The sequence below is a fragment of the Streptomyces sp. NBC_00872 genome (assembly GCF_045161915.1).
Classification (GTDB): domain Bacteria; phylum Actinomycetota; class Actinomycetes; order Streptomycetales; family Streptomycetaceae; genus Streptomyces.
In genome coordinates this window covers 4021052-4044378 of sequence record NZ_CP108806.1, presented here as the reverse complement: position 1 = coordinate 4044378, position 23327 = coordinate 4021052, and the positions used below count along the sequence as shown (strand labels likewise).

Below are 23327 nucleotides of genomic sequence, written 5' to 3'. Positions count from 1 at the left end.
GTCGCTACAGTCTCCTGGGACGTGGGACACGTAGCGGTGGGGCGGTTTTGTGGGACGGCGATTCTTCATCGCGTTGGGGAGCGGCCGGTACTGCCACCTCTCCCAGGACGAGCAACTGGGCTCCGTAACCGGCGACATAAGCGTGATGACGGAGCTGTTCGCGGCCTTCGGATACCAGCCGGTGCTTCCCGGACTCGGCGAGTACGACGGAGCCGACCAGATCCGGCAGAAACTGCGGCACTGGTCGGCCGACACCGTCCTCACGGGTGACGACGTGGTCGTCCTGTACTTCGCGGGCCACGGCGCCGTGGAAGCGCACGACCGGCACTATCTGTTCTGCTGGGACTCAGCTCCCGACGACCTCGCCGCCACGGCCCTGGCCACCGAGGACCTGGTGCGCATTCTGGGCAAGGGGGAGCTGCGGCATCTGCTGTTGATCCTCGACACCTGTGCGGGCGGCGCGGGTGGCGCGGAGGCGGCCGCGGTCGCCCTCCAGCGGCTCGCCTACCGCAATACCGGCAGCGCGGACGCTGGCGGACTCGCGGCCTCCGCCGGACTGTGGTTTCTGGCCTCCGCCCGCCGCAAGGACATCGCCCAGGACGGTGGGTTCGTGACCGCGCTGAGCGAAGCGGTGACGACGACGACCGGGCGTACCGGACAGCGTCAGCAGTATCTCGATCTCACCGAGTTGGTCAAGGCGGTCAACGAGCGCTTCGAGGCGGACGGTCTGGGGCAACGGGCCGAACTCGCCAGCGGCCTTGTGACAGGACTGGCGCCCTTCCTGCCCAATTCCGGCTACCACCCCGAGTTACCGCCGATCGGCACCGATCTCGAAATCCAGCGCCGGGTCGCCGAGCGGGATCTCACCGAGCACTTCGGACCACGCTCGCGCGGTGTGGAATTCGAGTCGGAGCAGGGCCTGTACTTCAGTGGACGGGTCACTGTGCTCACCGAACTGGTCGACTGGCTGACGGCGAAGGACGGCGACGGGAGAGGCCGTATCGTCACCGGGAGTCCGGGCTGCGGGAAATCGGCCGTCCTCGGCAGGATTGTCGCTCTGGCGGACGGCCGCTACCGGTCGAGGCTCAACCTCTCCGGTGTCGATCCGGCGACGGTCGTGCCCGAAGGGTGCGTGGCGGCCGCCGTACACGCGCGGCACAAGCGGCTCGAAGAGGTGGTGGAGCGGATCGGCTCCGCTCTTGGCACCCAGGCGGATGGCGCGGCGGCGCTGCTTCAGGAACTCACCCGGCGTGGCCGCCAGGGGCCCCCGCTGGTGATCGTTGTGGACGCCGTGGACGAGGCGGGATCGGACACTGCGGCGGACGCGGGCGGTCACGGCGAGCCCCGCCGTATCAGCCGTGAACTGCTGCGTCCCATGTCGGAGATCCAGGGCGTACGGCTTCTCGTGGGGACACGCCATGAACTCGTCGGCCCTCTGGGCCCCACCTTCGGGCATATGGACCTCGACCGGTCCGAGTACCGCGCTGGCGACGAGGACGTGGCGGGATATGTCACCCGGGTACTGCTCGCGGCCGAGGAGCCCGAGATACGCACTCCCTACCGTGGACTGCCCGACCTGGCCGGTACGGTCGCCCGCGGGGTCGCGGCCAAGGCCGCGGGTGTCTATCTCTACGCCAGGACCACCGCGCGCACACTGCGTTCGGATCTGGCCCCGGTGGATGTGCGCGGCCCCGGCTGGGCGGAGAAGCTGCCGAGCGAAATTGGCGGGGCCTTCGACGACTACCTCGAACGCTTCGGTACGGACGAGCCGAGGGTCCGCCGCATGCTGCTGGCGCTGGCCTTCTCCGAGGGCAAGGGCCTGCCTCGTGGCCGGGTCTGGACCGAGCTGAGTTCGGTGATCTCGGGTGTCCCCTGTACGGAGGCGGACGTCTCCTGGGCGCTCGATGTGGCCGAGGCGTACATCGCGGAAGTCATCGACGACGACCGGCGGTCGGCCTACCGGCTGTACCACAAGGCGCTCGCCGAGCACCTGCGCGCGACTGCGGACCGTCCCTCCGAGGACATTCAGCGCTCGGTCGTCGAAGCCCTTGTCTCGCTCGTGCCGGTATCCGCCGATGGCCGCCCCGACTGGTTCGCGGCAGTGCCGTATGTGCGCCAGCATCTGGCCACGCACGCTGCCGCGGCCGGCATGCTCTCCGGGCTGATGGAGGACCCCGGATTCCTGCTCGCGTGTGAACCGCTGGCGCTGCTGCGGGCCTTCGTGTCCGTCGAGGGCGCGGAGGCGCGGCGTATCCGCGGCGCATACGAGCAGGTCGCGCACCGGCTCACCGCCGATCGCCCACTCGGAGAACGAGCCGCCGACCTGCAACTGTCCGCGCGGCGGTGCGAGGCGGACCAGCTGGCCGACCGCATTGGCGGACTCGGGGTCTCCATGCCCTGGTCGGCGAGCTGGGCCTGGTGGTCCACCAGCGGAGTGCACCGGCTGCTCAGTGGCCACACCAAGGCGATCCAGTGCACGGCGGTCGGAGAGCTCGACGGTAGGCCCGTCGCAGTGACCGGCAGTGTGGACGGAACAGCGTTGGTGTGGGACCTCGTCTCACAGCGGAAGATCGGCGAGGCGCTGCCGGTGGGCGTCGCGGTGAGCGCCATCGCCATTGGTGACCTCGGCGACTACACGGTCGTCCTCACCGGTGGCGAGGACGGCAGCGTCAGGATCTGGGACCTCTCCGCGGGCCAAGAGTACGGCCGGCCGCTCATCGGGCACACCAACCGGGTCAAGAGCATCGCCGTCGGCACTCTCGGCGACCACCCGGTGGTGCTGACGGCGAGCGCGGACGGCACGGCCCGTATCTGGGACCTCGGCAGCCGGAAACAGCTAGGGAAGGCGCTCAGCGCGCACCGGCGTACGGTCAACGACGCGGATCTGGGAGAGCTGGACGGACGTCCCGTCGCGATCACTGGTGGCGACGACCAGGCTGTGTACGTATGGGACTTGAGCGGACTGCTCGACGGGGGCGATGCGCGCGTCGACGGCAGCCCGCTGCTGGGATCGGCGGGCGCGGTCTCCGCGGTGAGCGTGGCGCGGCGCGGCAACCGGACGGTGGCCCTCGTCGGTGACTCGACAGGTCTGCTGAGCTGCTGGGATCTGCGGGACCGGCGGCAACTGGGTGAGCCGGTCGCGGCCCACAACTCCTATACAGCCAGCGGCGTCTATTCGGTGGTTACCGGACAGTTCAAGGACCGAGCGGTCGTGCTGACCTGCGGCGCCGAGGATGTCCGGCTGTGGGACCTGGACAGCCTTCAGCAGATCGGACAGCCACTGCGCGGCCATGTCGAGTTCATCACGGCCGCCGCGCTCGTCGACCGGGCGGATGCCTCCCTTGCCGTCACTGTCAGCTGGGACCGCACCGCCCGTATCTGGGACCTCACCACGGAACAGCCGGAGGAAGGGCATATCCGCGAGGTGGCCGAGATGGCGTTCTGCGATGTCCAGGGCCGTCCGATGCTGATCACGGGAGCGGAGGACGGTACCGCCAGGTTCTGGGATCTGCGTACCCGTCATCAGGCGGGACCTCCCATGGAAGGGCACTCCGGCGCGGTCCAGGCCGTCGCGCTCCATACGAGCGGTGGCGGGCGGGTGATCGCGGCGACGGGCGGTGCCGACACCACCGTTCGCCTGTGGAATCCGTTCTCGGGCCAGGCGCTGGGGGTCCTCACGGGTCACACGAATGTGGTGACGTGCGTGGCCGTCGGTGAGCTGGACGGCGAGCCGGTCGTCGTAAGCGGAAGTGAGGACGGCACGGTCCGGATCTGGGGCGCTGCGTCCGGAGCACCGCTCGGGCCACCGATTGCCGGGCACATCGGCGGAGTACGGCACCTCGCTCTGAGGCAGACGGGACCGAACCTCGAAATCGTGCTCGCCACATCGTCGGGCCATTGCTACTACCGGGAGGTGGCAGATCTCGGGAGGCACGCGCATCTCTCGCTGCAGGACTACACGCCGTCAGCCAGTGCCGTGGGCGTCGCGTTTCACGGTGATCGTCCGGTAGTCCTGTGTTCCCTTGAGGGCAACAACGTGCACATGCTGGATGTGACGAGCATGTCCATGGTTGCGGGGCCGTTCCACGGCCACACCGAGAGCGTCGTGTCGTCCGCCCTCGGCCGGGTGGGTGGTAAGGCGGTCGTGGCCACCAAGTCGGAGGACCACACCGTTCGTCTCTGGGATCTCATGACGGCCTCGATCCTCGGACCACCACTGGAGGGGGACAATCTCTTCGCCGACGCCGCGCCAGTGTTCGGCCAGGTCGACGCGGTTCCCGTGACGGTGGTCGCGCACCGCAGGGTGGTGCGGATCTGGGACGTGGCGTCCGCACGCCCCCTGGGTGAGCCGCTGTGCGGTGTCGACTGGAGCGTGCGGTCGGTAAGCATTTTCAGGTCTGCCGCTGGCCATGATGCCGTCGCCGTCGAGGGCTACGACGGTGTGATCCGTACCCACGATCTGAACGACGGTCTCCAGGTGGCGGATCCGGTCACCGCGATGGCCAGCTTCGGCCACGGCATGACGACGGCGCCGGGGCTTAAGGGAAACGTGCTTGTACGCGGTGGCTGGTTGGGGACGGAGGTGTGGAGTCTGGAGGACAGAAAGCGTATCGCCACACGCCCAGGCTCCTCGATGGGACCGCGCTTGCACACGATGGACGGCAGGAATGTGGTGGTGTCGGTGGGGGGCGACTACGAGCTCCATGCCTGGGACCTGGAGACACAGATCCCCGTCTGCAAGACGATGACCGGTCACACGGCGACTGTGATGACCGTGCGGACATGGGCCTTCGAGGGTGCGGAACTCGCGGCGAGCGCGTCCGTCGACGGCACGGTACGGCTGTGGGACCTGCGCACCGGATTACCCTGGGGCGAGCCGCTTCCCGGCCATGAGGGGGGTGCGTTCGCGATCGAGATCGCACGCCTGGACCGGGACATCCTCGTCTCCGGCGCGGGTGACGGGCGTCTGCGCTTCTGGGATCTGGCCGATCGCCGGGACACCGGTGTGGAACTCGACACCTTCCCGTCCTCTGTCACCGCGATCCGTGTCGCGCACATTGGCGGCGGTCCCATCCTGGTCGCCGGTGACCGGTACGGACAGATGAGGCTCTGGGACACCCGGTCCCCACGCTGGAATCTCGCACTCGACATCGGCAGCGGAATCCGCGACATCGCGCTCGACGAGAACGGACGGGTCTGTGTCGCGACCGACATGGGCGTCGTCGCCCTCCGCGTCAATGCCGCAGGACAGACGAAGGAGTTGAGCGCCGAGTGACCCGCGTCGTTCTTGTCCACGGCATTGCGCAGGAGCTGAAAGGAGCGGACACACTCCTTGCCGACTGGTATCCCGCGCTGTGCGACGGGCTGGCTCTGGCGGACGGTGTAGGGGTGGCCCGGCAGGAGGTCGCCATGGCCTTCTACGGTGATCTGTTCCGCCCGTCCGGCCATCGCGCCCTCGGGCTGCCCGAGCTGGACGCATCCGACGTGCAGGACGGACTGGAGCGGGATCTGCTGCTCCAGTGGTGGGAATCCGCGTCCGCGTACGAGACTCGGGTCGCCGGCTCCGATGCGACCGCACGCGTGCGTACGCCGTACCTCGTCCAGCGGGCGCTCGACGCGCTGAGCCACTCGTCCTTCTTCGCCGGACTCAGCGAACACCTGATGATCTCCAGCGCGCGCCAGGTGCGGCGTTACTTCAGCGAGCCCGAGATACGGGCCGCCGTCCAGGACCGGCTTGCCCGGCAGGTGACGGTCCGGACCGAGGTGATCGTCGCGCACTCGCTGGGCTCGGTGATCGCGTACGAGGCGCTGTGCGCCCGTCCCGACTGGCCCGATCTCACGCTGGTGACGCTCGGGTCCCCGCTGGCGGTGCGAGGAGTCGTGTTCGACCGGCTCGCCCCGCCACCCACCGGCGGGCTGGCCCGCTGGCCGATCCCCGTGAAGGCGTGGATCAACGTCGCCGACCGGGGTGACGCCGTCGCGCTGGTGAAGCGGCTCGCACCGTCGTTCGGCGGGCGGGTCGCTGATGTCACCGTGCACAACGGGGCCAGGGCCCATGACGTACGCCCGTATCTCACAGCCCGTGAGACCGGCCAGGCGATCGGCCGGGCCCTCAAGGGCCGCTGACCGGGGGAGCCGGGCCGGTACGGGGTGGGTCCGGCGGGTTACGGGGTGTCAGGGGCGGCCGAGCGCGCGGTACTCCCAGCCCGCCGCGCGCCACTGGGCCGGGTCGAGGGCGTGGCGGCCGTCGACCATACGGCGCTGTCCGACCACCTCGCCCATGGCGTGCGGGTCGATCTCGCGGAACTGGGACCACTCGGTCAGCAGCAGCACCACATCGGCGCCGGCGGCGGCGGTCATCGCGTCCGTCCCGTAGCCGAGTTCGGGGAAGGCGCGGCGGGCGTTCTCCGTGGCCGCCGGGTCGACGACCGTGACATGGGCGCCCGCGCGGTGCAGCGTCCTGGCCACGTCCAGCGCCGGGGCGTCACGTATGTCGTCGGAGTTGGGCTTGAACGCCGCGCCCAGCGCGGTCACCCGGACACCGGCGAGTTCACCGCCGGTCAGTTCGCGCACCAGGTCGACCGTACGGGCACGGCGGCGCTGGTTGATGCCGTCCACCTCGCGCAGGAACGCGACGGCCTGGCCGACGCCCAGTTCCTCGGCGCGGTGGGTGAAGGCCCGGATGTCCTTGGGCAGGCAGCCACCGCCGAAGCCGAGCCCCGGCTTCAGGAACCGGCCGCCGATGCGGTCGTCGTACGCGAGGGCGGTGGCGAGACCGGTGACATCGGCGCCGGTGGCCTCGCAGACCTCCGCCATCGCGTTGATGTACGAGATCTTGGTGGCGAGGAACGAGTTGGCCGCGACCTTGACCAGCTCGGCGGTCGGCAGATCGGTCACCACCACCGGGGTGTCCTGGGCGATGACCGGCGCGAAGGCGGCCCGGAGCTGCTGCTCGGCCCATTCCGAACTCGTACCGAAGACCAGCCGGTCGGGTCTCAGGGTGTCCTCCACCGCGTAGCCCTCGCGCAGGAACTCCGGGTTCCAGGCCAGTTCGACGTCCGTACCCGCCGGGGCCACCCGCTGCACCAGCTCGGTCAGCCGGGCCGCGGTGCCCACCGGCACGGTGGACTTGCCGACCACCAGCGCGCGTCTGCGCAGATGCCGGGCGAGCGACTCGACCGCGCTGTCGACATAGGTCAGATCGGCCGCGTACGAGTCCTTCCGCTGCGGAGTTCCCACACAGATGAAGTGGACGTCGCCGAACTCGGCGGCCTCCTCGGAGCTCGTCGTGAAGCGCAGCCGCCCGGAGTCCAGGGCCTTGGCGAGCAGTTCCGGCAGGCCGGGTTCGAAGAAGGGCACCTCGCCCGAGCGCAGCCGCTCGATCTTGACGGGGTCCACGTCCACGCCCAGGACGTCGAAGCCCAGGATGGCCATGCAGATCGCGTGTGTGGCTCCGAGATAGCCGGTGCCGATGACGGTGAGACGAGGGGATGGGGTGGTCATGCCGGCCTCCAGGAGCGGTCAGGCGGTTGGGCGATGGGGACGGATGGGGCGGATGGGGCGGGTGGAGCGGGTAAAGCGGGTGGATCGGTCGGTTTCCGCTGCCTCCTGCCGGATTTCATCGGTCAGGAAGCGCAGTCGACATTGGCGAGGCCCTCGGCCGCGCCGGTCACCTTGTTGTCGCAGGTGACCTTGTTGCCGTCGGACGTGAGGTTGAAGCCGAAGCCGGGCCCGTCCACCTGCGCGACATTGCCCTTGAAGGTGTTCCCGGTGCCCCAGCCCTTGATGATCTGATGGGTCTGGAAGCCGTCCTCCAGGGCATGGCGCCCGGTGTTGCCCTGGACGAGCCAGCCGTTGCCCTTCACATCGACCCAGGAGTCGTTGTGGTCGCCGCTCAGCTTCGAGCCGTCGAAGGTGTTGCCGATGACCTTGCCGCCGGTGGTGCCTTCCTTGATGTCGATGGACTCGGCGGTGGTGCCGCTGATGCGGTTGCCGATCACCGTGTTGCGGTCGCTCGCGTCCGGCTCGCAGCCGGTGACCGTGCACCAGTTGGACTCGGCCGAGCCGATGTAGACGCCCTCGCCGAACTTTTCCTTGCGCAGCCCGGTGGAGCGGATGGTGTTGTCCCGCACCACGTTGCCGGAGCTGAAGTTGCGGAGATGGATCGCCTCGTCACCGATCTGCTCGACGGTGAGACCCTGGATGACCGTCCCCTGCACCCGGTCCGCCATCACGCCCTTCTGGCCGTTCCGTACGGTGAAGCCCGCCAGCCGCCAGTAGCTGGCGCCGTCGAGATGGACGGCGTAACCGCCCTTGATGTCTTCGCCGTCGATGACGGCGCCGGGGCCCCCGCACAGGAATACGGGCTGCTCGGCGGTGCCGGGCGTCGCCGCGGTGAACTCGCCTCGGTAGACGCCGTCGGAGAGCCGGATGCTGTCCCCGGGCCGCGCCTGTTCGAGAGCCTGCTCCAGCGAGGGGGCGTCGGTCACCGTGACCGAGGCGGGCGGGCAGTCGACCTCGGCGGTCGGCGCGGGCGAGACCGCTCCGGTGGCGCCGGGGGTGTCGGTCACCACCGGGTCGGGCTCGGCCGGGTCGCTGGGCAGGCTCCCGGGCCGGGTGGAATAGGTGGCATTGGGTCCCGCAGTGGTGGCCCCCACCGTCACCTTGGCCCCCGAGCCGTCGTCGCCCCCGCCGATGGCCACGGCGAGTGCGATCAGGGCGACCACGAGCGCGCCCCCGGACAGCCAGACGGCGGGTCCGCCGGGAAGCGCGGCCCGGCGGGGCGGCTCCGGTGAGTGCGGCGGCTCGGCGGGGGGCGGAGCCTGGGGCGGGGGCGGCGTGGATGACATGGTCGGTAACTCCGGCTTCGCGGGAACGTTGTGGGGGGACCAGGACCGGCCCCGGGGGACCGGCGCCTCGTTCGGACATGAACGTCGGTCGGGAAGTGCGTCTCGCTCGGGACGTGCGTGTCGGTCGGATACGGACACCGATCGGTCCAGGACCAGGACCAGGACCGGGACCAGGACCAGGTCCTGGACCGGGCCAAAGCCTGGACCGGTCCAGGACCAGGACCAGGATCAGGGCCTGGACCGGGAGCGGGCCGGGCCTGGCGCCGCCCGAGCCGCACCGCGCCCCGGCCGGCCCAGGTCCCGGGCCGGCCCGGCGGTCGCTACGTCGGACCGGGCCCGGCCGTCATCGCCGGAACCCTGTGGCGTCCCGTCGGCCTGTTCCCGTTGCTCGCCGCGTTGCCCACCTCGGTGGCGGGCGCGCTGGGCAACGGCTTCTTGTCCGCGTACGGGTGGACACCCAGGCGCTCCACACCGCCCCGGCGGCTGCTGCGCCGGGCACCCAGCAGCGCGGAGAACAGGATCAGCAGCAGGATGGACACCCAGAGCAGCGTCATCGGACTCGCGTAGTGCTTGAACTTGACCCAGAAGGCACTGGTGTCGTGCCAGGCGAAGGTCTGGTTCTCCTTGACCGTGACACCGCCGTGGGCCCGGCTGGTGTCCACCGCGCTCGGGCCGACCCCGGCCACCACGTTGTACGAGACGGTGGACTTGTCGATGTCGCCCACCAGGGAGATCCCGTGGTTGGTCGCTTCCTGGACGGTGTTGCCCCGTACCTCGGCCTGCGAGTCGCGCACATAGACACCCGTCTCGGTGCCCTCGATGATGTTGCCGGTGACCGTGGCCGCCGACACCCCGTCGCGTACGGAGATCCCCTGCCGCGTCTGACCGGTCAGGTGGTTGCCGGTGATGGCGACCTTGGTGGCGTCCTCGCGGGCCACGATGCCCATGTCGCCGCCGTCGACCTCGTTGTTCTGTACGCCGACGTTCTCCCCGCCGAAGACCTCGATGCCGTACCGGCCGTTGTCGCGCGCGGTGCTGTCGGAGACCGAGTTGGAGCCGTAGCTGCTGATCGACTCACCGGAGGCGGAGGGACCGTTGGCCAGCGGCCGGCCGCTGAGCGTGAAGCCGTTGCCGCCGTTGGACAGCGCCTTGGAACCGGTCACGCGGACCTGCTGGGTGGCACGGGACAGGACGAAGCCGTCGCCGCCGTTCCCCTGGGAGACGGTCCGGTCGACGACCACATTGGTGACGCCGCGGTGCAGCACCACCCCGTCCTCCAGGTTGTTGATCACCTTGGTCCGGATGATGTTGGCACCGGTGGCACCGGAGAGGAACAGACCGTACAGATTCCCCGAGATGGTGGAATTGGTGATCTCGGCGGACACATAGGACAGATCGGGTACGGAGAACCGGCTGTCCGGTGTGGCCAGTTCACCGGCGGGCTGGGCGATCACCCCGCCCGCGTGGGGTGTCTGCTCCGACTCCTGCTCGGCCTTGTCGTCGGCCGCCGCCAGCTCGCGCCGGTTCAGATCCTGCTCGCCGTCGTCGTACTTGATGTTGCCGGTGTCGGGCCGGTCCGTACCGGTGAGACTGAGACCGCCGGTGCGTCCGCTCCAGAACCCCAGGTCGGAGACCTGGGCATGGGTCATGGAGAACTGGCCGCCGATGGCCCGCACATAGGCCCGCCCGTCCCGTACGTCCGTGTCGGGCTTGTTGGCGCTGGGGTCCCAGCTGCTGATCCGCATCGGTGCCTGCGGGGTGCCCTCCAGGGTCAGCCGCCCGCCGAACGAGACGATGGAGACGAAGCCCCTGCTGTTGCTCGCCAGCCGCAGGGTCAGTCCGCCGGGGCTGGACAGCTTCAGCTTCGCCCCGGCGAGCAGATAGATGTTCTCGGTCAGCAGATACGAGCCGTCGCGCTTGCTGCGGACGAAGGTCTGCGGGGCGAACTTGAGCAGGTCGGCGACCCCGTACGGCTGGGTGCGCGGGGTGAACACCAGTGTGTAGCCGCCCGCGGTCTCCAGCCGGTACGGCCGCGTCCACTTGTCGCCCTTCAGCGGGGCGACGGCGGCCACCGCGCGGACCTGGTCGAGCCGGTGGTCCTCCGCGGCGACGAGCGCGGTCTCGTTCTCCGCGTCCTCGGCGGTGGTGACCTGTCCGCCGTCCTTGCCGTCCCCGCCGTCGCCCGGCGCGGCGAAGGACGCGGGTGCCGGCGCGGCGACGAACAGGGCCACGGCGAGGGGCAGTACCGCCGCGAGGCGTGCGCCACGCGCCGTACGTGCCGTACGCGCGGTACGCGTGGCGCGCTCGGTAGGCGCCGTACGTGCCGTGCGCGTCGTACGGAGGTTCCGCCAGGAGAACCGTCTGTGCTGATGCGTCATTTCTGGACCACCCCTGCCCGGGAAGCGGCGTCGGCCGGAGCCCCGCCGGAAGCCACGCCGCCCGGCATCGAGGAGGCGCCCGGAATCGCGCCCGCCCGCCCCGAGTTGATCAGCGAGGCGGAGTCCTGTCCCGCGCCGCCCACGCTCGTGCTGGTACGGGTCAGCCAGCCCTGCTTGTTCATGGTGAGGAAGGCGTACAGCTTGATCGGCAGCGAGATCATGATGACCACCAGCGCCAGCAGCGGCAGCAGGAAGATGTCCTGCGGATATCTGCGCAGATGGGAGTAGCCGCGGATACCGCGTCCCGCGATGAGCCAGATCAGTACGAGCACGATCCCGCGCCCGTTCATCTCCAGCCGGCTGAAGAGCAGATAGCCCAGCGCCATCCCCATCGTCACCGGTGTCAGCAGGATCTGGAGCACGGTGATCTTGGTGACCAGCGGCACCCGCCAGAGCCAGCCCTTGTACACGGCGGTCAGATAGCAGCGGTAGGAGTTCCGGCTCCAGCGCACCCGCTGCTTCACAAAGGCGGACAGCGACGACGGGAACATCGACAGTGCCCGCGCGGACGACTGGTGCACGGTCTTGTACCCGGACGCCAGTACCAGCCAGGTCAGCCGGCCGTCGTCCCCGGCGACACAGCGGCGGCCGAGGAAGAACTCGTTCTCCAGGTTCTCCAGCACCGGCTCGATCGCCGAGCGCCGGTACGCGGCCGTACGGCCGGAGAGACACGCCACCGCGCCCGCCCGCCCCATGGCCGGAACGTAGTCGTAGTAGCGGAGGTTGACCAGCCAGTCGGCCACCCGCCGCCAGACGCTGGTGCCCCGGAGATAGACGTTCTGCTGGGTGCCGACCCCGCCGACCTCGGGATCCACGAACGGCATCTGGACGGCCGCCAGCAGTCCCGGCTGCCAGCGGGTGTCCGAGTCGACCAGTACGACGAGTTCGCTCGTCGCGGCCCGGATGCCCACACCGAGCGCCGACCGCTTGCCGCGGTGCTCGAACGCCAGCACCCGCACCCGGGGGTCCTCCACCTGCGCCAGCCTGCGCAGGACCTCCGTGTCCTCCACGTCCGGCACGATGATGATCTCGGCCGGGTCCTGGTTCAGCCAGGTCTCCAGACAGTCCATCAGGATGTCCGGGTCCTCGCGGTAGGCCGGGACCACGACCGAGACCGTGGTGCGGAACTCGTTCACCACCGGTCTCGCGAAACGGGAGAGCACCGCACGGTAGAGCCACAGCGCCCAGACGAAGGCGCCCGCGAGCCCCAGCGGCATCACCTCACGCCACGATGTCTCTCCTACCGCCGTGACGATCCATGACCATATTTCGTCGAAAAAGCCCGACACCTAACCGTGCCCCCCACCCCACATGGCGATTGATTTGAGTCAGATATGCGCGTGCCGCGCAACTGTACGGGAGAATCTAGGGCCAATGGGAGTAACTCTTCACACCTGAAACGCAGGGTTCACTCACTCTTCTCCGGATACCTCCACGAGTCCGTCACGGTTGGTGAGCGTAACCGGCGCAACTGGCCGGAATGCGCCCCCCGGGAGACCGGCGGGAGGCGGGAGGCGGGAGCCCAGGAGGAGTCCGGAAGGGCCCGGGGCGAGGTCAGGCGACTTCGTCGAGGCCGGGCACGATCATGAGCGGCGCCGCGGTGTCCGGCAGCACCAGAGGCTGTTCGGTCCAGATGCACTTTCCGGTGGCCGTGTAGCGGGTGCCCCAGTGCTCGGAGAGCGCGGCGACCATCTGGAGCCCCCGGCCGCCCTCGTCGGTCTCGGCGGCACGCCGGATACGGGGGGTCGTGGGGCTGCCGTCGTAGACCTCGCAGACCAGCGTCGTGCTGTGCAGCAGGCGCAGCCGCACGGGCCCCCTGGCGTGCCGTACGACATTGGCGATCAGTTCGCTGACGAGCAGTTCGGTGGTCGTCACGAGGTCTTCGAGATGCCAGGCGGCGAGCTGTTCGCCGACATACTTCCGGGCGGTGCCGGCGGACTGCGGGTCGTCGGGCAGGGTCCAGGTGGCGACGGCGTCGGCGGCCAGCCGGTGGGCGCGTACGACGAGCAGCGCGGCGTCGTCGGCGTTCTGCTGGTCGGCCGGGAGCAGGTCGGAGGTGAGGGTGTCGCAGAGCTCGTCCAGATCGCCGTCGGGGTGCTCGCCGAGGAGCCCGGCGAGGCGGCTCATCCCGGAGTCGATGTCACGGCAGGCCGACTCGACCAGCCCGTCGGTGTAGAAGACGAGGAGGCCGTCCTCGGGGACCGTCAGCTCCACCGTCTCGAAGGGCGGTTCGGCCGCGCCCAGCGGTGGGTCGGGGGCCGAGTCGGGGAAGGACACCGTGCCGTCCGGGCGGACCACGGCGGGCGGCGGATGACCGGCGCGGGCGAAGGTGCAGACGCCGCTCGTGGGGTCGTACACCGCGTAGAGGCAGGTGGCGAAGGAGTCGTCGTCGAGCCCGGAGATCAGGTCGTTGAGGTGGTTCAGGATCTCGTCGGGCGGCAGTTCGAGGTCGGTGAGGGTCCGTACGGCGGTACGCAGACGTCCCATGGTGACCGCCTCCGGCAGACCGTGCCCCATGACGTCGCCGATGACGAGGGCGACCCGGCAGCCGGAGACCGGTATGACGTCGTACCAGTCGCCGCCCACGTCCATGCCCTGTCCGGCGGGCAGATAGCGGGCGGCGGCCGTGACGGCGGGCAGCTCGGGCAGGGTCTGCGGGAGCAGCGTGCGCTGGAGCTGCTGGGCCCGGCTGTGCTCCGCGTCGTACAGCCGGGCCCTCTCCAGCGCGTGCGAGACCAGACCGCTGACCGCCATCAGCAGTGTCTGTTCCTCACCGGTGAAGCGGTGCGGCTCGTCGAAGGCGATCACACAGACACCGACGGCCCGCCCGGAGACGATCAGCGGCAGGAACGCCCAGGCCTGTTTCCCGATCACGCCGGGCCGGTCCGCGTGCTCCGGATAGGTCCGTACGTACTCCTCCGGCGTGGCGCAGAACCAGGGCGCGCGGGTGCGCAGCCGGTCGGCGCCCGGCGACCGCACCGACATCGAGGCGCCGTCGACCTTGTTCAGGAACGCCCGGGGGTAGCCGACGCTCCCGACGATCCACATCCGGTCGTCCTCGTTGACCTGGATGATCAGCCCGGAGGCGCCGAACGGCGGCAGCACCCGCCGGGCGACGGCGTCGGTCACATCCTGGGTGGTGATCGCTTCGGCCAGATCGGCGGTCAGCTCCTGGATACGGGCCGCCCGTTCGGCCGCCTGCCGTTCGGCGGCCACCCGGTCGGCCTCGCGCTGTCTGGCTTCCGTGATGTCGGCGAAGTAGCAGGCCAGACCGTCGGGGACGGGGACGAGCCGGATATGGAACCAGCGCCCGGTGTCCGGCCACTCCGCGTCGAAGCCGGCGGCGGTCGTGCCGGCGGCGGTCTCACGGCAGCGGGACTCCAGGCCGGGCACCCGCCGTACCACCGGCACGTCCCACAGCACGGCGCCGACCAGCCGGCGGCGGGAGGAGTTCAGCAGGCGCTCCGCCTCCACATTGACGAAGGTGATCCGCCACGCGCCGTCCAGGGACATGAATCCGTCGCTCATGAAGCGCAGCGCACGGCGGATGGCGTCACGGCCGATGCCCGACTCGGTGCTGTCCCATGCCGTGCCCACGACGCGGGAGGGTTTTCCGTCCCCGTCGGACTCCGCGCGGCCCCGGATATGAGCCCACATCAGGGTTCCGTCGTCGGGGCGGAGCACCCGGTACTCCAGGTCGATCAGTCCGGACGTGCTCACCGCCTGGTCCCACTCGTTGGCCACCCAGACCCGGTCGTCGGGATGGATGATGCTCATCCAGGTCTCGGTCCGGCCGTCGTAGGTGTCCGGGTCGACGCCGAACGTCTCCAGCAGGGAATCCTCGACATGGAGATGTCCGGAGGGCGCGTGCAGCTCCCAGGAGCCGATACGTGTCGCCCGGAGCACGTCCTCCGCCTCCGGGGTGTCGGGATCTGCCGGAATGTCCGGCAGCCCCGCCACGGGTATGGCCGGCGCTCCCGCCCCCGGCGCGTCCGGTGCTCCCGCTGCTCCCGCTTCCGGTATGTCCGGCCCCGGTATGTCCGGCGCTTCCGCGTCCGTAACGTCCGGTGCTCCCGCTCCCGCTTCCGCTTCCGTAACGTCCGGCGCCCCCGGCACGGCATGCCGGTCCGGGGGCGTGACGCGGGTTTTCCCGTCCCGTCGGAGGCGTTCGGCGGCCCATCCCGCGACGGCCCGCAGCGTCTCCAGTTGCGCGGCGGTCGGCTCACCGGGGGTGATCGTCACCACGGAGAGCGCTCCGAACGTTCTCTTCCGGGAGATGAGCGGTGTGGACGCCATACCGCTGCCGGGCCCGGCGACGGTGGGCAGCCATACGGTGGCGCTCTCACGTACGGCCTTCGCCGGAGCCTTCGGGGCGCCGTCCGCGATCCCGTCCCAGGCCCGGGTGAACGACCTGGGAAGGCCACTGACGGCCACCAGGTACATGCGGTGGGTGTTCGCCGATCCACGGAGATGGATGACCCCGCCGAGGCCGCCGAGCTCCGCGACCGCCTGCTGGAGGGCGAGCCGCAGCACCTCGGTCTCGGGGAGAACGGCGTCCACGGCATTCAGCAAAGCCAGCCGCTCGTTCATATGCGCCAATCATATACAAATCGGATGAGAAGCGTGCTTGTGGGTCCATGGTGTCCCCTGCCCCGCACAAGCACCACTCCTTACCCGGCGCGCCCACCCGGCCCGGCGCGCACCAGAAGGCCTGGTCGGAAGGCCCGGCCGGGCCTTCCGCGCCTCCTGCTCCAGGCCTGTCCAGGCCCGCCCGGCTCCGCCCGGGTCCGCCCGGAGCCAAGGACCTAGCTGATCAGCTCCCTGCCCGACTTGACGGCGTCGGTGCTGCCCTTGACGACGCCCTTGGCGGCGGCCACCTTCCTGCTCACTTTGTCGCCGATGACGCCCTCCACCACCGGGCCGGCCTCTTCGCCGACGGCCGACGCGGTCTTGGCGGTGCTGCTCAGGGTGTCACCGAGATCGGCCGCCTGGGCCGCGGAGGGCATGACGGCGGCGAGGAGGGCGGAGCCCGCCACGGCAAGGAGAAAACGATGCGAGTTCATGATCGGTACAACGCGCGGGGGCGCTGTAGGGCACGCGAGTGGCGCCCGGCGGACAGCGGCCCCCGCGGGCCGGCGACGTGGTACCGGTCAGGTGGGGATGGGCTTGGTCCGGGTGCAGTTCTTCCATTCGACCCAGGGCCGGGCGCCGCCGCTCTGCGGGCCGGTGGCATAGGTCGGGTTGCCGGTGATGGTCTGTGTCTTGCTCTCATGGGTGATCTCGATCCCGAAGAGCTTGAAGCCGAGGGAGAACTGCCCCATGGAGACACCGAAGCCGATGCCGAGCGAGGCGTTCCACCAGTCGGTGTTCGCTTTGTAGTCGAGCTTGCTGAGCTTGCCCTTGTCGTGCAGGAGGCGTTCCAGTGGGCTGGCGTCGGGGCCCGGTACTTTCGCGGCGTCGGAGGGGGAGGGCAGTGGGTTGTCCGCAGGGTCGCCGTTGCCGCGGAGCCAGTCCTCGACGGCGGTGCTGTCGGCGTCGTTGTCGAGGATGAGTTCGGCCGATTCGGTGTGTATCTCGGATTCCGTGCTTCCTCCTCCGCCGCCGACATCGATGGTCACGGGACCCGCGTTGGCTCCCGCCTCGCCCTTGAAGCCGCCGCCGTCGCCGGCTTCCTGGCTGGTGGTGATCACCAGCTTCTCCGGGTGGTGCGGGGTGTCGTCCTCCTCTTCCTGGTCGTAGGCGGCGGCGTCGTAGGTGACCGCGACCTGCTGCATCCTCTCGCCGGTGGCCACGCCTCCCGCGCCGGCTATGCCTTTGACGGTGAAGGTGTAGATGAAGGTGATCTTCCCGGCGTTCTGGCCGGTGTTGTGGCGCATGACCACGACGTCCTCGGTCATGGTGCCGGACAGCACCTCGCCGGAGATCTTGCCGAGATCCTTCGGGCCGTCGCTCTTCCCGGCGTCCTTGCCGCTCTTGCCGTTGCTCTTGAACTTCCCGCCGAAACTCACACTGCCGGACGCCTCGGTCGTGGTCTTGGTGATGTCGACGTCGGGCGCCAGCTCCGGTTCGAGATCGGGTTTCTTGGAGGCCGCGTCCTGGGCGCAGGCTCCCATCGCCGCCCCGGGGTTGTAGCCGCTCTGGTAGCGGCACCCGTCGTTCGCCCTGAGGTACGCGGCGAACTTCTGCGCGTCGGCGAGATTGGCCTCCAGGTCCGCCTGGGGGTTGTCGCTCTTGTTCCCGTTGAAGAGCCACTGTCCGCCGTTGCCGCTGCCCCCCATGTACGTACCGCTCAGCTTGGCGCTGCCGCCCCAGTCCTTCAGACCCGGGATACCCGCGGAGATGCTGGCCGTGACCCCGCCCGCGGTGTCGGTGACCCGCTCCAGGGTGACGGTGCCGTCCGACCACTGCTGGAGCTTCACCGTCTCCGAGGCGCTGATCTTGATGAAGACCACCTGGATGACGACGGTGTCCTTGGTCTGGTCCTGCGAGAGCAGACACCTCGCGGGCTCGAACGGGTCGTCGCCTGGCACGAAGGGATCCCCGTCCCCCTCCCCGCCGCCCCCGCCACCGTCGCCCTCGCCTCCACCGTCGCCCTCGCCGTCCGCGTAGTCGCCGGAAGCGCAGGCGTCGGACCCGCTCAGCGGGTGGAGTATCCGGCAGACCGCGCTCTTCAGCCCGGTCGCCGTGTCGGCGGGCACACTCACACCGACGATCGCGGCCACGACCAGCGACACGACCCCGACCATCGCCGCGTACTCGGCCCCGCTCTGCCCGCGGTCACTCCGTCGACGGCCGCCCCGTCTCCGGGCACGCCCACGCCATGCAGGGAACCTGTCGGCGCCCATCATCGGTTCTCCTCGCCCATGCGTCACGCCACGATCCCCCGACCCGACAGCCATCTAAAGATGGGTCCGGGCCCAGAACACAGGGCCCCTGGGCCCAGTTGAGGGTTGACCCGAGAGCTTGGGTGACGAGTGCCCCTACCTGCGGGAACGTGCAGGTTTCGGTGCGGGGACAGGCCGGTGCCGAGGGTCCGCGGACGGTCATCGGCGTGCCGCGCGGCGGCGGTCCCACGGAGACCGACCGGGCGGGACCAAGCCCTACCGGTGCTACTAGCGTGGACCCGTGAACACGAACACGAACGCGAACCGTAATGGCGCCTCCGCGGATACGACGATGCCCGCCGTCGCGTACCGCGAGAGCCTCCCCGTCGAGGACCCCCGGAGCCTGGAGGACGTCGAACTGCCCGTCCCCGAGCCCGGTCCGCGCGATCTGCTCGTACGGGTGGAGGCCGTCGCCGTCAATCCGGTGGACTACAAGGTCCGTCAGAACACCGACCCCGGCGGGAAGCCCAAGGTCCTCGGCTGGGACGCGGCCGGCACGGTCGTCGCGGCCGGTGACGAGGTCGAGCTGTTCCGGGTCGGGGACGAGGTGTACTACGCCGGTGCGGTCGACCGGCCCGGGGCCAACTCCCGCTACCACGCCGTGGACGAGCGCCTCGTCGGCCACAAGCCCACCACGCTCACCTACGGCGAGGCCGCCGCGCTGCCGCTGACCGCGCTCACCGCGTGGGAAGGGCTCTTCGACCGGATGGGGCTGCGCACCGGAGCCCTGGAGCAGACCGGGGCGCTGCTGGTGACGGCGGCGGCCGGCGGGGTGGGCGCCATGGTCGTACAGCTCGCGCGGGCGCTCACCAGTCTCACGGTGATCGGCACCGCCTCACGCCCGGAGACCGTCGAGTTCGCCCGCCGGATGGGCGCCCAGCATGTGATCGACCACCACCGGTCGCTCGTCGACCAGCTCAAGGAGGTGGCTCCGGGCGGGATCGACTACATCTTCGGCACGACCGCCACCGACCGGAACATCAAGGCGTACGCCGAGATCCTCAACCCCTTCGGGCACATCGTGTCGATCGACGACTACGCCTCGCTCGACATCGGTGTGCTCAAGCGGAAGAGCGTGTCCTTCCACTGGGAGTTCATGTTCACCCGCTCGATGTTCCGCACCCCCGACCGGCTGAAGCAGGGCCATATCCTCGCGCAGGTCGCCCGCCTCGTAGACCAGGGAACCCTCACGACGACCGCCCACCGCGAGCTCGGCCCCGTCAACGCGGCCAACCTCCGTGAGGCACACCGGATCCAGGAGTCGGGCACCTCGATCGGCAAGATCACCCTCAGCGGCTTCTGATCAGGCCTCGACCCCCCTGAAACATTTCCGGCGGCTCATCGCGTCAGTCAGATGTAGGGACGTGAGATGCGGGGACGGGGAACCGCGCGGCGAACGGCCGCGCGGACCTGGGGACCAGGATCGGGGAAGAGTATGCGGCCCGTGGGGCTGTTAGGACGCATCGCGGGGGACGGCGTACATACCTCCCGTGCCGATGACTTCAGAGAGTTCGCGGCCGGCCGCACCAACCATCTCTTCCGTTCCGCATGCCTGCTGACCAGCGGCGACGTTCATCTCGCCGAGGATCTGGTGCAGGAGACCCTGGGCCGGATGTATGCGCTGTGGGGCCGGGTCTCCCGGATAGACAACCCCGCGGCGTACGCCCAGACCGTCCTCGTCCGTACCTTTCTCACCCATCAGCGGCGGCGGTCGGCCGGCGAACGGCCTCTCGGGGAGATCCCCGACACGGCCGCCCACCCGGGCGACGATCCCGCCTTGCGTGTCGCGCTCCTCGACGCGCTCGGGCGCCTCACGCCCAAGGACCGTGCGGTGGTGGTACTGCGGTACTGGGAGGACCGCAGCATCGATGAGACCGCGGAGGCGATGAACGTCAGCCCCGCCGCCGTACGCACCAGATCCGTGCGTGCGCTGGCGAAGCTGCGCGAGCAACTGGGTGGCAGATTCGCCGAGTTCGCCGACCGCTGACAACTGATTCTGTCCGGCTGAACGAGCAGGAAGCGGGGTCGAACCATGCCCTCCGACAACCATTTCGACCGAGCCCCCGACGGGCCCTTCGATGAGGGGCCCTTCGAGGACACACTCGCCGAGGCGATGCAACGCACCGGTGGGACCTTCACCCTCCAGGACCGGACCGGCCTGGTGAACAACGCTCTGACGCTTGGCCGCCGCAGGCTGGCCCGGCGCCGTACGGCCGCGGTCACGGGCAGCGTGCTCGCCCTGGCGGCCGTCGGGATCGGCGGCGGGTACGGAGCCGGTCTGCTCGGGGACCCGGCCGGGAAGACCGAGTGGGGGGCGGGGCCCGCCGGGGCCGAGAAGACCGAGCGGGGGGCGGGACCCGCCGAACCCGAGAAGGCGCAGGGGCCCGCCGAACCCGAGAAGGCGCGGCGGGTGTCGGAGCCCGGAGCGACACCCACCGGCCCCGCGGTGGCGGGCGGCGGTATCGCCGCGATTCTCACCCGGCTGCTGCCCGCCGGAGAGCTGACCGAGATACAGGAACGCGGGATCGGCGAGCTCGGCGGGCCCGGCCTGACGGGGGTCTTCGATGACGGGAAGGGCAAGGCGGCGCTTTCGATCGGGCTGTCCCGCGCCAACGGCCTGAACGGCACGCAGGACGTGACCTGCCCCGACAAGGTCTACGTGCCGTACGACCACTGCACGAGCGTCAAACGGCCCGACGGCGGCCGGCTCATGATCTTCCAGGGGTATGAATACCCCGACCGGCGCGAAGAGACGAAGAACTGGCGGGCCGTACTGCTCACCTCCGACGGCTTTCTGATCGACGCGAGTGAGTACAACGCCCCGGCGGAGAAGGGCGCGGAGATCTCCCGTACCGACCCGCCGCTGAATCCCGCGCAGTTGAAGGCTCTGGTCACTTCGGACAAGTGGCGCGGAACGCTGGAGCGGCTGCCCCCGGCGCCACCGGCGGACAACAACCCCGAGGACGGCGCCGGCGGCGTCGTGCAGGAACTCCCGGGCGGCGTCGACGCGCGGGACATCCTTGTCACGCTGCTTCCCCGCGGGCTGAAGGTGACCGGTCGGGGCGGTGAGGGGCCGGAATTCGGCTATGTCGTGGTGGACGACGGCGCGGGCCGGACGCTGGTGCAGATCAATGTCCAGCCCGGGAGTTCGGACCTCGCCGACGAATTGTTCACCGAGGCCACCACGCTGCCGGACGGCACACTGCTCCAGACCAAGAAGGGGCCGGGCGACAAGGGCGTCCCCGGCGGGGTGATGTGGACCGCAGACACCCTGCGGCCCGACGGTCTGCGGGTCGTGATCTCCGCCTTCAACGGCGGTGACCAGCACAGCCCGCCCACCCGCGCCACACCCGCGCTCACCATGAAGCAGCTCACCGCGATCGCCACCAGCCCGAAGTGGCGCGCGAACTACTGAGCCCTGCCCTGGGCCCTGTCCCGCTCACTTCGCGTCGGAGTACCGCTCCACCGTCGCCATCGTGAACGAGAACCGCACCGGGGTCTCCCCGAAGGCGATCCGCCCGGCCAGCTCACCGGCCTCGCGGATCGCCGCCTCGACCTCCGCAGACTCCTCCCGCGGGCAGTGCACGATCACCTCGTCGTGCTGGAAGAAGACCAGCTCGGCCCGCATCCCCGCGGTCGCCCGGCGCAGCGCCGCCAGCATCAGCAGGGCCCAGTCGGCCGCGCTGCCCTGGACGACGAAGTTACGGGTGAAACGGCCGCGCGCCCGTCCGTTCGTCGACGCGTACCCGGGGGTGAAGTCCGTGCCGCCGCCGCCCGTCTCATCCACCGCGTGCTCCGTCCCCACGGGTATCTCCTGGGGAATCCCGGCCTCGCCGTCGTCCTCGGCCCCGACCGCCCGCGGGCTCGTCCGCCCCAGCCAGGTCCGTACGATCCTGCCCTCCTCGCCCGCCCGCGCCGCCTCGTCCACATACGCCACGGCCAGCGGGAACCTCCGGCGCAGCGCGGCCAGATTCTTCAGCCCGTCGCCGGAGGTCTGTCCGTAGATCGCCCCGAGCAGCGCGATCTTCGCATGGGTCCGGTCACCGGAGAACGCCCGGTCGGAGAGCGCGGTGTACAGATCGCCGTCGTGTCCCGCCACCTCCATCAGCCCCGGATCACGGGAGATCGCGGCCAGCACCCGCGGCTCCATCTGATCGGCGTCCGCCACCACCAGCCGCCAGCCCTCGTCGGCGACGACCGCGCGCCGGATCACCCGGGGGATCTGAAGCGCCCCGCCGCCATTGGTCGTCCAGCGTCCGGAGACCGAACCGCCCGGCAGATACTCCGGCCGGAAGCGGCCGTCCCGCACCCAGTCCTGGAGCCAGCTCCAGCCGTGCGCCGTCCAGATCCGGTAGAGCTTCTTGTACTCGATCAGCGGCTTCACCGCCGGATGGTCGATCTCGGCCAGCTCCCAGCGCCGGGTCGACCGCACCTTGATCCCGGCCCGCGCGAAGGCCTTCACCACATCCGCCGGCAGATCGGGCCGCACCCGCCGTCCGAAAGCCTCCGACACCTCGCTCGCCAGCTCGGCCAGCCGCCGGGGCTCGCCCCCGCCCGCGTACCGCTCGCCGAGCAGCTCGTGCAGCACATCCCGGTGCACATCCGCCCGCCAGGGCAGCCCCGCGCGGTGCATCTCGGCGGCGACCAGCATCCCCGCCGACTCGGACGCCGTCAGCAGCCTCATCCGGCCGGGGTGCTCGGCGGCCGTATGCCGGCGCAGCTGCTCCGCGTACACATCGAGGAGCCCCTCGAACGGAATCCCCGTCCCCGCGTGCGGTTCGAACAGCGAGGACTGCGAGCCGGGCTCCGCCGAGCGCGCGGGCGGATCGGGCGGCACCGGCGCGTTCCGCAGCCGGGCCCAGGCCGCGGCGGCCGACCGGGGCTCCCCGAGCCGTCCCTCATGGCCGAGCAGCAGCAGCTCCGCCACCTCGATGTCATAGCACCGCTCGATCCGCACACCCGCCGCGAGCAGCCGTGGATAGACCTCGGCGGTGGACCGCCACACCCATCGCCCGACCTCGGGCAGCCGCGCCTGGACCGCCGCGACGAGATCGGACTCACGTACCACGGGTCCCGCCGCGCGGCCGTCCTCGCCCAGCGGAGCCAGCAGCGCGCCGCCGCCCTCCGCCGGTGCCAGTGCCCATCTCCCCGTCATG

The 23327-nt window shown here is 70.2% G+C and carries 13 protein-coding genes; 5 read left to right on the top strand and 8 right to left on the bottom strand.

The annotated features are described in order from the left end of the window. Positions 1 to 49 precede the first annotated feature (49 nt). Together OG214_RS17280 and OG214_RS17275 are read left to right on the top strand one after the other, a co-directional pair. Positions 50 to 5275: a caspase family protein gene (locus OG214_RS17280; protein WP_405985211.1), complete on the top strand. Its 5226-nt coding sequence runs from the start codon at positions 50 to 52 to the stop codon at positions 5273 to 5275. Next, positions 5272 to 6126 (top strand): hypothetical protein, encoded by an 855-nt coding sequence (locus OG214_RS17275; protein ID WP_405985210.1) that lies wholly within the window; start codon positions 5272 to 5274, stop codon positions 6124 to 6126. The genes OG214_RS17280 and OG214_RS17275 overlap by 4 nt, the downstream gene beginning before the upstream one ends. Positions 6127 to 6174: 48 nt before the next feature. Here OG214_RS17275 and OG214_RS17270 read toward each other — a convergent pair whose 3' ends face one another. The 7 genes from OG214_RS17270 to OG214_RS17240 form a co-directional block, all read right to left on the bottom strand. After that, positions 6175 to 7503 (bottom strand): UDP-glucose dehydrogenase family protein, encoded by a 1329-nt coding sequence (locus OG214_RS17270; protein ID WP_405985209.1) that lies wholly within the window; start codon positions 7501 to 7503, stop codon positions 6175 to 6177. Positions 7504 to 7625: 122 nt separating this feature from the next. Next, on the bottom strand, positions 7626 to 8849 hold the full coding sequence (locus OG214_RS17265; RefSeq protein ID WP_363081723.1) for a right-handed parallel beta-helix repeat-containing protein: 1224 nt from the start codon (positions 8847 to 8849) through the stop codon (positions 7626 to 7628). Between the two features lie 320 nt (positions 8850 to 9169). Then, on the bottom strand, positions 9170 to 11227 hold the full coding sequence (locus OG214_RS17260) for a right-handed parallel beta-helix repeat-containing protein (RefSeq protein ID WP_405985208.1): 2058 nt from the start codon (positions 11225 to 11227) through the stop codon (positions 9170 to 9172). Next, the gene (locus OG214_RS17255; RefSeq protein WP_363085019.1) at positions 11224 to 12504 is read right to left on the bottom strand and encodes a glycosyltransferase family 2 protein; all 1281 of its coding nucleotides are present in this window, start codon (positions 12502 to 12504) and stop codon (positions 11224 to 11226) included. The genes OG214_RS17260 and OG214_RS17255 overlap by 4 nt, the downstream gene beginning before the upstream one ends. 337 nt (positions 12505 to 12841) lie before the next feature. Then, positions 12842 to 15877 (bottom strand): SpoIIE family protein phosphatase, encoded by a 3036-nt coding sequence (locus OG214_RS17250; protein ID WP_405985207.1) that lies wholly within the window; start codon positions 15875 to 15877, stop codon positions 12842 to 12844. 215 nt (positions 15878 to 16092) lie between these two features. Then, positions 16093 to 16350 carry a hypothetical protein gene (locus OG214_RS17245; RefSeq protein WP_363085017.1) on the bottom strand — a complete coding sequence of 86 codons (258 nt, stop codon included), beginning with the start codon at positions 16348 to 16350 and terminating at the stop codon, positions 16093 to 16095. A gap of 87 nt (positions 16351 to 16437) precedes the next feature. Then, entirely contained in the window at positions 16438 to 18021 is a 1584-nt protein-coding gene (locus OG214_RS17240; protein WP_405985206.1) for a hypothetical protein, read from the bottom strand. A gap of 442 nt (positions 18022 to 18463) precedes the next feature. Here OG214_RS17240 and OG214_RS17235 point away from each other — a divergent pair, with 442 nt between their 5' ends. From OG214_RS17235 to OG214_RS17225, 3 genes are all read left to right on the top strand, one after another. Continuing rightward, on the top strand, positions 18464 to 19474 hold the full coding sequence (locus tag OG214_RS17235) for a zinc-binding alcohol dehydrogenase family protein (RefSeq protein ID WP_405987535.1): 1011 nt from the start codon (positions 18464 to 18466) through the stop codon (positions 19472 to 19474). Positions 19475 to 19615: 141 nt separating this feature from the next. Then, complete coding sequence (locus tag OG214_RS17230; RefSeq protein WP_363082472.1) at positions 19616 to 20158, top strand: SigE family RNA polymerase sigma factor; 543 nt, start codon at positions 19616 to 19618, stop codon at positions 20156 to 20158. A 45-nt stretch (positions 20159 to 20203) separates the two neighbouring features. Further along, complete coding sequence (locus tag OG214_RS17225; protein ID WP_405985205.1) at positions 20204 to 21586, top strand: hypothetical protein; 1383 nt, start codon at positions 20204 to 20206, stop codon at positions 21584 to 21586. A 24-nt stretch (positions 21587 to 21610) separates the two neighbouring features. On the opposite strand, the gene OG214_RS17220 is transcribed toward OG214_RS17225, so the two are convergent. Beyond that, complete coding sequence (locus OG214_RS17220; RefSeq protein WP_405985204.1) at positions 21611 to 23326, bottom strand: bifunctional 3'-5' exonuclease/DNA polymerase; 1716 nt, start codon at positions 23324 to 23326, stop codon at positions 21611 to 21613. Position 23327: the final 1 nt, after the last annotated feature.